Genomic DNA, 12180 nt, shown 5'->3' on the forward strand with positions numbered 1-12180 from the left:
TCGCTGCGCTTGAACCAAAAACAAGCTCGGCAAGCCGAGTGAATGGTCTTCAGGCGAATTTTGCCCTGCGGGACTTCCTGGCCAGAACGCTTCGCATCTGTCCAGAGTCTTTTTCTAGATCAGCTCACGCTTCCTAGAAAAAGACAAATAAAATTGCACTTCGGCATTTTTATTTGTTTGATCAAAATGTCATGCTTCGCATCACATTTTGAATGAAATTAAATAAACATTTTTAAACAAATGTTTATTTAATACAAAAAGTAAACCATGTGTAAATGTACACATGGTCACATAACAAATACACATAGCTTCGCTATGGATTCCCAAATAATCAAATACAGAAATATTACAAAGACAGGAGACATTCCTATGGCCGCACCACGAAAACATATAAGGATTCTAAAAACAAAAGAAGTCGAAGGCATGGATATGCTTTGGAAAACCGGAACAGCTACCAGAGAGCAAATGGAAAGAGAATATAACATCAAAGGAGATCGCCTGAAAAAACTTTGTCATAGCGGCTATTTAGAAGAGCGAACAGGAAAGATTGTTCTAGGAGAAAAGGGAATAGAAAAGTTTAAAAAAGAAGGTAAAGAATATCAATATAAAACCGGTATAAATAACGCTAAACATGATATTCGTCTCTCTGAAAAGTATATTTCTTTACCTAAAGAAACAAGAGAAACATGGAAAACAGAAAAACAATTGCATTCAGAGGCCCAGAAAGACCCCAGATACGACGATTTTAAAAAAAGAATAGTAGAGTCCCATCCGCAAGGGAAATTCCAACCAACGCCCGATGGAGCCGTCTATAGCAAAGTGCATGACGGTTATATTGCCATAGAAGTGACAACACGTAACTATAAGGAGATTGATATTCAACAAAAACAAGAATTTGCGAAAACATTTTTATCCGGGTATGAACAACTATAGGAGGAGAAAACATGGCGATACAACCAACATTTATCGTTCCACCTACTTTTTATACAGTACATGAAATTATGAATAATACGAATGCACCCTATATCTTAAACTTACATGACATTCAAAAAGATCCACATAAGAGAAAATTAAGTGATGAATTACATTTATTCATCATGAAGCATTATCATAATCTATTTACATTTATGCTCCATCATCAGCCCTACATGTTAAAATCTCAATTTTTGGACCTATTTGGCTACCAAAAAGGGAAAAAGAATAAGTCTAGAACACTTGGTTACGCCAAATTAAAAGAGTTAGAAGATAAACTATTAATTGGTTCTAAATCCTTTTATGGTGCCGAATATATTTATTTATCTTATCGTGCTTACTATTATTTTGGCCAAGAAAAAAAGGTGCTACCAATTGCACCTGGAGAAAATGTACTCTTCCGTCACTTTACCCGCATGGAAGACTATCTAGAATTAAGTAAACAATATACAGATCCAATATTATTAATCGCACTACTTTGCTCTCACGAGCATTATAATCTATTACATACAGAATCCTTTTTCCCAATTCACCCAATACAAGAAAAAGATACACGTTACTTTGGAGAATACTTCCCAAACAATAAAATACCTAAAAATCTTGATATGGAATTTATAACAGACTTTCTCATAAAGACAAAACAAGAAAATAGAGGATTGTGGTTAATCAATGAAGAGACACCTGAAACTCAACTTCATGTACTCATTACATTTATCGATGAACTCTTTAAAATCCTTACTACACGTTGTTCTCTTAAATTACTTATTAATGATCAAAAAGAATCCTTACGAATCGTAGTAAATATTATCCCAATACCAGGAACATCTTATATCACAATTAACAACCTAATCTCTGATATCTATCATATTGAATTTTTATTAAAGATTTGCTTTCCAACAGTGATAACAAGCTTTACTTTTATTCTGATGAATCAAGATCATGAACGTGAATTAAACAATGTTATTAGTAGAATTACTAAACTTAGAAAAAATAAAAAGAACTTACAACCATGGCAATCTATGATTGATCCAAAAAACATCAAAATCCGAAATACAAATCTATTTAGACGTTTAAATTTCAACGATTCCTATGAATCTCAAAGAGAAAAACCACTTCCACGGTAACCACTTACTTATAGTAAGTGGTTTTTGATCTTTCCCCTACTTTTGAGGTAGAGGCTGGCCGGGGTGTGGGGAGACCCCACGTATTGCGTATCTAAAAATAGAATAAGAACTAATTATGGAACGTTAGATCAAGCGGTTTGGCTCGTATAATGGATAGCTCAAGCCGATATGCCTAAATCCCACTTTTGAGTTTATCGGCTTGGCGATGAAAGCAAACGAGCCAAAAAAAGTTTGGCAAGGATGTTAGAAAAAAGAAAAGTCTTCGACTTTAGCCGAGGATTAACGAGGCGACTTTTTTCTAGCAAAGGTGGAGATTTTTAAGCGGGGTTTGCTTAAAAATACTACCTGTTCCTTGCGGAACTTTTAGCCATTTCTATATAGAGTAAGAAGAGACAAACATAACAAAGTAGAAAAAACCTAGTAATATCAAGGGTTTCAAGATTTTTCGTACTTACCGTTTTTGGTAAGTAAACTTACCGTTTTTGGTAAGTACGAAATTAATAAAAAAAATCTACTAATTAAAGTAGATTTAAAATAATTTAATAGGTAAATTTTTAAGTTGTTTTGGTACTTTTCTAAACATTGTTTTAAGTGTTGGATTAACGTCATCTCTATTACCAGAAAACATTATATGAGGATTTATAAATAAAGCATATGCTCTAACATTATTATTATCAATACCACTTTCTGAACGAGCTATAATACCTTTATCTATTAATCTTCTAATCAATGGACTAACTTTTGTTTCATGTCTTCCAATCTTTTTAGCTAATTCCCTCTGAGTTAATGGGATTTGTTCTTTAGAATTAATATCACTAACTAAACAATTACTTAAAAAACCTACACACATTGAGATATCTAATAAGAATACTTTTTCAGCATTTGTTAAATAATCAATTTCAAATAAATATTGAATGTTTTGTTGAATAATTTGAACAAACTTTGCTTTATTTTTTATTTTACGTTCAGGAACTAATTTCATTCCTTTTGCACTAGCTTTTGCTTGAAGTATATTTGCTAATTCCATTTCTTCCTCTGACAAGATCTTTGAGTTTTCAATATCTCTTAATCTTGCGTTTTTTTGAGCTTGTTCTAAATTAAAATACTCTTTCATAAAATAAACCCCTTTAAAAAACTCACATAACATCAAATTACATTTTTATACTGATTCTACATTAAATTAATAAATGAAGAATATTCTTATACTACTATTTATTGAAATCTCAAATATTCGTTTAATATATTTCACTTAAAAATAATACATACTTTTTATGAAATTTTAACTCTATATATAGAGTGAGATAAGGAAAATATAAAAAACCAGTAATATCAAGGGTTTAAAGTGTTCGGGGTGTTAATTTTTTTTAACACCTGTGTTAAAAAAAATTAACACCTATTTTTTGGAAAGATCAGCAAAAAAAAAAAGTGCAATAGTTAAATTACACTTTTTCAAAATAAATATATTGGTAATTTATGTTTCTTTTTACTTCCTTCACATTGAATATTTCTTAATGATTTTGCAAATATTTGTTGTGTAGCTCTATCAATATCATCTTTTGGTGCATTACATAATATATTAGGATTAACAAACCAAGTACGGGACGAACAAGATCTTCCATCTTCAGTTGTTACACCAGATTCCGCAACTCCTAAAATTCCTTTAACTAATAAATCATTCATAATTTTAGAGATAGACGTTCTTGTTTTCCCTAATTTTTTTGCTAAATAACTTGGAGAAGCCGCATATGGCTTAATTTCATCATCATTTTTTTCAATAATAACGTTTGATTTAAATTCCAAGAACCGTGAAAGCTCAAATAAAAAAGCTTTCTCTGGTTGAGTTAAATAGCCAATCTCACACAAATAATCAATATTCTCTGTAATCATTTGCACGAACTTCACCCCATCAGTTCGTTTTTTCTTTTTTCCAATAAAATAATCATCGCCTGTTGTACTATGTAAAATCTGTAATAACAATTGTTGTTGTTCAGTTGATAAACCTATATTAGCTTGTTCTAAAAAATCCTCAACCTTATTTTCATTTAACCTTGCCTTTTGTTCTGAACTATCAATATTTACAATTTTACTCATTTTTCCTCTCCTTAATGGTTGAGGAAAACAAACTCTAATGATAAAATGTCATTAAACAAAATTAATAATTAAGAGTTTGATTTCTCAACCTCTATCAACTTAAGCAAAAACCCTTTCTGTCGCCAAACTTCGAGGGTTTTTTTGCTATTTTTTATTCTATCATAAACTTATAAGAACTTATATGTTATCCACTTTTATAAATATATTTATAAAAATAAGTATTATCAAAAACTACAATTTTTGATAATACTTACAATAAAACTCATTAAGTTTTAAAACAGCAGTAATAACTTCATCTGGATCACTTTTATCAATCATCTGTGTAATCGATAAATAATATAACTTATTATTTAAACGTTTTTTTTTCACTGTTTCAATTAATCCTCTAAGTTCATTTAATAATATATTATATCTGTTAATATCCTCAAAATCATGAGATATATTTTGTTTAATAATATACTCACAATCTAAAATTAAGTTTATAAACTTTTGATCATGATTCATTGTTTCTCCAATCAAATTTACTTATTTTAACCAACTAACACTAACTTTATTTATCCAATATTGTACTCCTCCACCTTCCCTATATTCCTGAACTATATTTGTACCATTTTGAAATTGAGTTTGAGATGCAGTAATTCCCGTAAGAACTCTAATTCCTTTTGGTATTTCTACTATATATTCTGTACTTAATGGATTACCCCAAGCTTCTAATACCGCTAACTCATTTCTTGTTTCTTCAATGTTTCTCTTTTTATCACTCCACCAATAACCAAGACCATACCTAGAATCTGGTTCACCAGATTTACTTCTTCTATATAAAATTAAATCTTTATCAATTTCTTTTATTTCTATTTTTAAATCCTTAAATGCTAAAACATCCGCCTTAGTACCCTTAAAATCAAAATTAGAAAAACCTGATTCTCTTATTATCTCTCTCTTTAAAGTTGCACGTTCCATTATACTCAAATCTACTTTATCTACTTTATCTAATAATCGATTTAAATCCTTAACACTCCAATTAATCAATTTATTACTTTTTATATTACTTATTATTTTATCAATATTATTCTCACTTTCAAAAATAATAGATATCTCATCACTTCTATTTAATGAAGTATTATTCAATTCAGCATAACTATTAAAAGAAAAACAAAATAAACTAAAAAAAATCACAAACGTCATAACAAATATATTTTTTTTCATACTAAAAAACCTCTCCTAATCTTAATTAACAATCCTCATTGATTTAAAAATCAAATCATTTTCTTTAACAAAAACCTCCAAATCGGTTCTGATCCGATTAACACTGAACCTTGTCCCATCATTCCTACATATAATTCATCATTGTTAGAATCAATCGTAGCTTCTAATTCATACATATAGGATTTAAATTCTTTGTTATAAACAGGTTCCGCTGCAATATATACAATTTCCCCTACATATTTATCTTTTCTTTCTACATTAAAAGAGTAGATTATTTTATCACCCTTTTTTATACTTTTTCTATCTTGAGGAGATAAAAGCATATGAGCTCTTTTCTCAAGATTTTTTGGTACAATTGATAGCATCTCTTTACCATATTCAATTAAATCACCAGATTGAATAGTAGAATTAAACTGAACTTCCCCATCCATTGATGCTTTTACAAGAACATTTTCATTTTCTTCTTTTATTTGGAATAAAACATCTCCTGTTTTCACAAAATCACCCGACTTAACCAAAACATTATCTATTATTCCCTTATTTTTACTTCTAACTAAACTTGATTCAGATTTACTCTGTATAATTACTGTTCCTTTACTTACAATATCAATCTTTCCAAAATAAGCCCAAACAACAAAGATAACAAACAATAAAATAAGCCCAGATAAAAACCACATAATAAAACGAGGTGGTTTTCGTTCTAATAGCTCCACACTATCTGTTAATTGCTCAAAAGAATAAATTTTATTCATCTTTATTTCCCCACATAGCATAAGATTGTGATTTTATATGATCTACATGTATAGTTTGATTTTTCCAAAGACCATAATAATCACCCTTTTGAAGTAATAATTCTTCATGAGAACCTTCTTCAATAATATTTCCTTTTCTCATTACAAAAATTTTACTAGCATGTTGAACTGTACTTAATCGATGCGCAATCATAATAACTGTAATTTCCTTACTTCCTAAATCTCTAAGCATATCAGTAATTTTTTTCTCCGTTGTAGAATCTAAATTACTTGTTGCCTCATCTAAAATCAAAATATCTGGATTTTTTAATAACGCACGTGCAATAGCTAATCTTTGTTTTTGTCCCCCAGATAAATTAGACGCATTTTCCTCTAATAATGTTTCATATCGCAATGGTAATTCACTAATAAAATCATGAGCACAAGCTAATTTACATACATGAATTAATTCTTCAAAGCTAACCTTACGTTCTAAACCAAATTGTAAATTATCATAAATGGAACCACTAAAGAAAAAGGACTCCTGTGATACATATGCAATTTGTTTACGTAATGCTGTTTTACTAATTTCTTTAATATGATAATCATCGTAATAAATATTTCCCTGCTGAACTGAATAATAGTTCATTAATAATTTTGAAATAGTTGTTTTACCGGAACCACTTTCACCAACAAAAGCTACTTGACTACCAGGAGAAATTGAAAAACTAATATTATTTAAAACATTATTCCTCGTACCATATTTAAACGTTACATTCTCAAAATCAATTTTCCCAGAAAGACGATTTGAAAATACCTTTCTCTCCTCATCCTTCGATTTTTCTAATTCTAAATCAAAAATATCATTTAATCTCTCTGCCGCTACAATAGCTGATTGCATCATCGGTTGAATACCAATTAAATTCTGAATAGGATTCAAAAAATATACCAAAAGTGCATTATAGGTAATTAACTCACCAATTGACATATTTCCCTTTAATACTTGATTAGCACCTACCCATAAAATAATTACCCCACCAATTAATTCAATTGCAATTTTAATACTTCCTTGCAAATTAGAAATCATACCATTTTTAAATAGATGACGAAGTAAACTTACAAAACGTTTTTCCATTTCAAAAATTACTTCTTTCTCTGCATTATATGATTTTATAGTACCAACACCATTTAATGACTCCACTATATAAGACATTAACTTCGCATTACTTTCCATTTGCTCTCTATTAATGTTCTCATAAGATTTATGAAATCCTAAAATAACAAGGACATAAAACGGAACTAATAAAAGAGTTACACCAAACAAAACAGAATTATGTAAATACAATAAAACAGAACCTAAAACTACCATTAAACTATCAATCATTAATGTAATAGTAGTATTAGATAAAGCATCCCTAACTTTACTAGCATCTGTAAAACGAGAAATAATTTCACCAACTTTTCTCGTTTCAAAAAAATTCATAGGTAAGCCAATAACATGTCGATAATATCCCAACATTAACTGTATATCAATTCTTCTACTAAAATATAAAATTAAATGAGTTCTAAAGTATGAAAGTAACACCTTAAATACATATAAAATAACAATACCTATTGAAACAATATGTAAAGTTTGCAATAACTGATTTGCAACAATATCATCAATTAAAAATTTAAAATAAAATGCACCTAACATACTAAAACCATTTAAAAAAATAGAAGCAATAAACATAGGAATAAGCAAATGAATTTGAGATTTTAATAGAGATGTAAATCGAGACAATTTACCACTAGAATGATCAAATTCATTAAAATTTTTATTAGGACTAACTAAAACCAAAATACCTTTCCAAATTTCACAAAATTTTTCCAAACTAAATACAATATTCCCTTTTGCAGGATCTGCAATATAAACTTTATTTTTTTTCACTTTATAAATAACTACATAATGTAATAAACCATTATCAATTACATGTGCGATAGCTGGTAAAGGTATTTCTTCTAATACCTCAGGACTCTTAGCCCTAACACCTTTACTATCAAACCCTAATCTTGTAGACGCTTCCAACAATCCTTTAATATTTGTACCTTGCAAATCAGTACCTGCAATTTCACGAATTTTAGCAATTGATATATTTGAATTATAATAACGTGAAATCATAGCTAAACACGCTGGACCACAATCTTGCAAATCATGTTGCTTAATGCATTCAAATTTTTTTAATACCAAAGCAATACCTACTTTCTTAATAAAAATAAATCCTAAAATACAAATAATTTAATAATTTTATTATTATTTGAAAAAAATTACAAGGAAATTATAGACAAATCCATTTCTTATTGTATAATAATAACATGACAGCGATTCCAAAGGTAGAATATCCGTTTGAATGAGGAGGAAATATAATGGAAATCAAATTAGAAAATTTAGAAGAATTAACACAAGAAGAAATTTTAGAAGTAAACGGTGGATGGGGATGGAAAGACATCGGTGACTTTGCAGTAGGATACTATGAAGGTTGGACTAATTACTACAACGGCAAAGGTCCTTGGGAATAAATAATAACGTTTTCCAAATAAAAAATCTAAAAATCTATATATTAAACTAAAAAAGAGGTGTTTCTAAATGACTAATGAAAAGTTAAACAAAAATCTTGAAACTTTAACAAATCAAGAACTTGAATTAAACGGCGGAAACTATTGGACAAAACAAGCTGGAAAACTTATAGGTTGGGGCGGAGGATCAGGAAATGATCAAAAGCATCAATTTTGTGATAAATATTATGCTCCTAGAACTAATGCAAGAGCAAGCTGCTACATGATGTACGAACAATAAAAAAAGATGGCCTTTAAGCCATCTTTTTTTAAAATAATTTTTTTAAAAAATTCAAACTGAATATAAAACATATATATAATTCTAAAATAATACCTCACCTAAAGTTTATAGGGTAAAGAGTAGAAAAATTAAAAAATCGATGTAAGTTAGATAAAATAATTCATACAAAAAACATTTTTATCTAAAAATCCAATTATACAAATTAAAAAATATTTAATATATTTATAGGAGGAAATTTCATGAATGCTCAAAAATTAAAAGAACTAGAAGAATTAACAATTGAAGAATTAAAAAAAATTGATGGTGGTACTATTGCCGGAGATCTTGGAAGTTGGCTTGGACGAAAAACAGCGGAACTTTTTAAATAAGATAATAGCATTATATAAATATATACTAATTTAAAAATATTGTAATAAACCTAAAAAACAAAACTAACCATGTTCTAAGAAAGTAGTTAGTTTTGTTTTTTATATTTATGAAATAACAAATTAAATATCAAAAAACATCAATAATCCTCTTTAGAAATTCTCAATAAAATCAAACTACAAATACTAATCGCAATAAAACCAAGTAAAGCTAAAAAAGGAATTGTAATAAAACCTAACCAATTTATATATTCACCAGTACACGGTACACGTCCACAAGAAACAGCTCTTTCTGAAAAGAAAACAATCTTTTGTATCAAATAATGATATAAAGAAAGACAAGAACCTATAATCCCAAATATTAATGAATATCTTGAAATACTATAATCCTTTTTTATAACAGCAACACCTAATAATAAAACTAAAGGATACATAAAAATCCTCTGATACCAACATAAAGTACAAGGAATAAACTTCATAATTTCAGAAAAATATAAGCTACCCGATGTAGCAATAAAAGAAACACACCATGCAAGGAATAATAAGTTTTCTTTTCTTTTTTGACTATTCATATTAAAAACCCCTTATAAAATTAAATATTAATAAAAAATAAAAGAAACTTAAATAATAAGTTTCTTTTAAGAGAATATCTAGATATAAAAGTAATAAAACAAATTTTCTAATCTCATAAAATCAATTTATTTAATCTTCCGAAACCAACTTTCAAAATCATCTTCCGATTGTTCTCCTTCAATCCTATTTAATTCTTTTCCATCTTTATAATGAATAATTGTAGGAGTTCCTTTAATTTTAAATTGATCCCAAGCTGAATCATATTCTTCTAAGTTCATAACCTGCATGTCAATTTTCATTTCTTGTGCCATAGGTATAACGATTGGTGAAACTTTAGCACAATGAGAACAGTGTGTCTGATAATAATAAATAATTTTCTCTTTTTTATCTAAAATATCTTGTTGTAACTGTTCTTGTGAAATTTTATTTTTATAATACTCTTTTACTGGAACTTCTTCTTTATTTTTATTCATAACTAAAAAAATAACACCAAATAACAAAATAACAAAAAGACTAAACACTAATATTTTCTTCACACCTAATTCTCCTCACTAAAAACCTTAAATCTAGATATAATAATCTGATGATTAATATATCATAAAACAAACATTTTATATACAAAAAATGTAAAAAAAATAATTTCCATTAAAAACATACATAGAACAAGGGAATGCTTGTAGACTGATCTATACTGCATTCCCTTATTGTATGTATGCTATATTTCTATTCTTCTTTTTCCGACATTAGAACCCTACAAAAATATCAATCATACTTAATTTTTAAACAAACCGAAAAACCCTTTCCGTTTTTGTTTCTGATTTTGCTTTTGCATATCTCTAATGTTTTCAAGCAATAACTGATCTCGCTTCTCTAACTTCTTCTCTATAAAAACTTCTAATTCACTGTTTTTACCTTCTACTTCAGTTAACTTTTTCTCCGTATTAGCTAAATGCTCTTTAGTTATAACTAATTCATTCGTAATTTCCTGTAATTTTTGAACAAGCGCTTGATTAAATTGATTTTGTAATTGCTGATTTTCTAATACCTCGTCCAATTTCTTTTCTAATTCCGATTTTTCTTCTTTTGAAACAAATAAATCAAGTTCTCCATTTCTCCATGCCCGAACCTGATCATAAGACCACTTTTGCAACTGTATTTTTTCTTTAATTGCTGTTAATTCTTCTATATTTTCCTTAGAATACCTACGATGTCCTCCTGGGCTTCGTTCCGTTTGTATGTTAAATTCATTTGACCATACTTTTAATAAATCCGGAGTCATCCCTAAACGATCCGCAACAATTTTTGGTGTATACATTTCCGATTTTAGTTCCAATTCTCATTCCTCCTTCAAAAACGAAATATATTTTTTACTCATAAAACGTTACTAAATCAATATTTTAATCAAAATCGGAATTCACTCACAACTAATATCACAACCGATTTTAAAATCGAATTAATTTCGAAATACATTTCGATTTTAACACTAATACTCATTACTTCTCGATCCCCACATCAAAATCTTTTTATTTATACAAGATTTTATGCAAAAAAAGAAGAGCGGGGATCCCTAGAATCCCTCCTCTATCAACGATGTATAAAATCCTGTATAAAAGATAACAAGACAAAAAAAGAAGAATCCCTGTAGCTACAAGGATTCTATGAAAAGATTTGCTACCGATAATAGGACGTTATGTTAACTATACATGTATCTTTATTCATCACAAAAAACAGTTTGTTTCCTTTACTAGATCTTTGCTTTTCATTTCCCATAACTCCATTGGTTTTTGCCCTTTTCTGGGGTCCCGTCCTACACTTTTTATTCCACGGTTCACTTGACCACGAGCCTCTACACCCTCAAACTCCCAAAGATAACCCCAGCGGGCAAAAACCGCCCTTCTGGGGCCACCTCTGGTGAGTTTGCATGAGGGTGCCCCTCATGGTCAAGTGACTTTCGCGGCATAAACGTTCCGGACTCCGTGATCAACCCTTCTCTAGTTATTCTCCCTTGTATTCCTATTACAAAATCTCTCATATCTACATTAATATATTGTATAATGTACTTGATTCTATGTGGTATCACATAGAATCAAGTACATATGCTCCCCTTCGGGGAGCCCGGTTTATCGCCTTAACGGCTTTAAACCGGGAAGATCAAGAGCATCTGACGAATCGTCTTACCGTCCTATGTCCTGTAAGACTCAAGCAGGGCAAAATCCGCCTGCCTTGGCATGAAAAAGCTAACGCTTTTCCATGCCTGCGGTCAGACGCATTCATTTTTGCTT

General features: G+C 29.3%; 14 protein-coding genes. 5 read left to right on the forward strand and 9 right to left on the reverse strand.

Annotated elements, in window-relative coordinates; genetic code table 11:
- The first annotated feature begins 369 nt into the window (after nt 1-369).
- Both V7S45_RS27170 and V7S45_RS27175 read left to right on the forward strand, forming a co-directional pair.
- The gene (locus V7S45_RS27170; RefSeq protein ID WP_342761927.1) at nt 370-933 is read left to right on the forward strand and encodes a hypothetical protein; all 564 of its coding nucleotides are present in this window, start codon (nt 370-372) and stop codon (nt 931-933) included.
- Between the two features lie 11 nt (nt 934-944).
- A complete protein-coding gene (locus V7S45_RS27175; RefSeq protein ID WP_342761928.1) occupies nt 945-2096 on the forward strand; it encodes a hypothetical protein in 1152 nt (383 codons plus the stop codon).
- Nucleotides 2097-2625: 529 nt separating this feature from the next.
- Here the strand turns inward: V7S45_RS27175 and V7S45_RS27180 are convergent.
- The 6 genes from V7S45_RS27180 to V7S45_RS27205 all read right to left on the reverse strand — a co-directional run bounded on the left by V7S45_RS27180 (nt 2626) and on the right by V7S45_RS27205 (nt 8354).
- A complete protein-coding gene (locus V7S45_RS27180; RefSeq protein ID WP_342761929.1) occupies nt 2626-3210 on the reverse strand; it encodes a MarR family transcriptional regulator in 585 nt (194 codons plus the stop codon).
- A 335-nt stretch (nt 3211-3545) separates the two neighbouring features.
- Nucleotides 3546-4187: a MarR family transcriptional regulator gene (locus tag V7S45_RS27185; protein ID WP_012263697.1), complete on the reverse strand. Its 642-nt coding sequence runs from the start codon at nt 4185-4187 to the stop codon at nt 3546-3548.
- 231 nt (nt 4188-4418) lie between these two features.
- Nucleotides 4419-4691 carry a hypothetical protein gene (locus V7S45_RS27190; protein WP_012263698.1) on the reverse strand — a complete coding sequence of 91 codons (273 nt, stop codon included), beginning with the start codon at nt 4689-4691 and terminating at the stop codon, nt 4419-4421.
- A 21-nt stretch (nt 4692-4712) separates the two neighbouring features.
- Nucleotides 4713-5393 (reverse strand): autotransporter, encoded by a 681-nt coding sequence (locus tag V7S45_RS27195; protein WP_342761930.1) that lies wholly within the window; start codon nt 5391-5393, stop codon nt 4713-4715.
- A 50-nt stretch (nt 5394-5443) separates the two neighbouring features.
- Nucleotides 5444-6145 (reverse strand): HlyD family efflux transporter periplasmic adaptor subunit, encoded by a 702-nt coding sequence (locus V7S45_RS27200; RefSeq protein WP_342761931.1) that lies wholly within the window; start codon nt 6143-6145, stop codon nt 5444-5446.
- Nucleotides 6138-8354 (reverse strand): peptidase domain-containing ABC transporter, encoded by a 2217-nt coding sequence (locus tag V7S45_RS27205; RefSeq protein ID WP_342761925.1) that lies wholly within the window; start codon nt 8352-8354, stop codon nt 6138-6140. Before V7S45_RS27205 ends, V7S45_RS27200 begins: the two co-directional genes overlap by 8 nt.
- A gap of 176 nt (nt 8355-8530) precedes the next feature.
- Between V7S45_RS27205 and V7S45_RS27210 the strand changes: the two genes are divergently transcribed.
- The 3 genes from V7S45_RS27210 (at nt 8531) to V7S45_RS27220 (ending at nt 9328) form a co-directional block, all read left to right on the forward strand.
- The gene (locus V7S45_RS27210; RefSeq protein WP_179877185.1) at nt 8531-8683 is read left to right on the forward strand and encodes a hypothetical protein; all 153 of its coding nucleotides are present in this window, start codon (nt 8531-8533) and stop codon (nt 8681-8683) included.
- Between the two features lie 67 nt (nt 8684-8750).
- Nucleotides 8751-8960 carry a hypothetical protein gene (locus tag V7S45_RS27215; protein ID WP_098211860.1) on the forward strand — a complete coding sequence of 70 codons (210 nt, stop codon included), beginning with the start codon at nt 8751-8753 and terminating at the stop codon, nt 8958-8960.
- A gap of 239 nt (nt 8961-9199) precedes the next feature.
- Nucleotides 9200-9328, forward strand: coding sequence for a bacteriocin (locus V7S45_RS27220; RefSeq protein ID WP_342761926.1), 129 nt, complete (start codon nt 9200-9202; stop codon nt 9326-9328).
- 137 nt (nt 9329-9465) lie between these two features.
- Here V7S45_RS27220 and V7S45_RS27225 read toward each other — a convergent pair whose 3' ends face one another.
- The 3 genes from V7S45_RS27225 to V7S45_RS27235 form a co-directional block, all read right to left on the reverse strand.
- Nucleotides 9466-9897, reverse strand: coding sequence for a disulfide oxidoreductase (locus V7S45_RS27225; protein ID WP_098211859.1), 432 nt, complete (start codon nt 9895-9897; stop codon nt 9466-9468).
- 126 nt (nt 9898-10023) lie between these two features.
- Nucleotides 10024-10434 carry a thioredoxin family protein gene (locus tag V7S45_RS27230; protein WP_098211858.1) on the reverse strand — a complete coding sequence of 137 codons (411 nt, stop codon included), beginning with the start codon at nt 10432-10434 and terminating at the stop codon, nt 10024-10026.
- 236 nt (nt 10435-10670) lie between these two features.
- Nucleotides 10671-11231, reverse strand: coding sequence for a MerR family transcriptional regulator (locus tag V7S45_RS27235; RefSeq protein ID WP_098211857.1), 561 nt, complete (start codon nt 11229-11231; stop codon nt 10671-10673).
- Nucleotides 11232-12180 lie beyond the last annotated feature (949 nt).

It is taken from the genome of Bacillus sp. BR3(2024) (assembly GCF_039134555.1).
GTDB lineage: Bacteria > Bacillota > Bacilli > Bacillales > Bacillaceae_G > Bacillus_A > Bacillus_A cereus.

Coding starts and splice junctions, on each gene's coding strand:
- V7S45_RS27215 (WP_098211860.1), top strand. CDS start 8,751: ATGACTAATGAAAAGTTAAACAAAAATCTTGAAACTTTAACAAATCAA.
- V7S45_RS27185 (WP_012263697.1), bottom strand. CDS start 4,187: ATGAGTAAAATTGTAAATATTGATAGTTCAGAACAAAAGGCAAGGTTA.
- V7S45_RS27170 (WP_342761927.1), top strand. CDS start 370: ATGGCCGCACCACGAAAACATATAAGGATTCTAAAAACAAAAGAAGTC.
- V7S45_RS27200 (WP_342761931.1), bottom strand. CDS start 6,145: ATGAATAAAATTTATTCTTTTGAGCAATTAACAGATAGTGTGGAGCTA.
- V7S45_RS27210 (WP_179877185.1), top strand. CDS start 8,531: ATGGAAATCAAATTAGAAAATTTAGAAGAATTAACACAAGAAGAAATT.
- V7S45_RS27175 (WP_342761928.1), top strand. CDS start 945: ATGGCGATACAACCAACATTTATCGTTCCACCTACTTTTTATACAGTA.
- V7S45_RS27190 (WP_012263698.1), bottom strand. CDS start 4,691: ATGAATCATGATCAAAAGTTTATAAACTTAATTTTAGATTGTGAGTAT.
- V7S45_RS27180 (WP_342761929.1), bottom strand. CDS start 3,210: ATGAAAGAGTATTTTAATTTAGAACAAGCTCAAAAAAACGCAAGATTA.
- V7S45_RS27195 (WP_342761930.1), bottom strand. CDS start 5,393: ATGAAAAAAAATATATTTGTTATGACGTTTGTGATTTTTTTTAGTTTA.
- V7S45_RS27220 (WP_342761926.1), top strand. CDS start 9,200: ATGAATGCTCAAAAATTAAAAGAACTAGAAGAATTAACAATTGAAGAA.
- V7S45_RS27225 (WP_098211859.1), bottom strand. CDS start 9,897: ATGAATAGTCAAAAAAGAAAAGAAAACTTATTATTCCTTGCATGGTGT.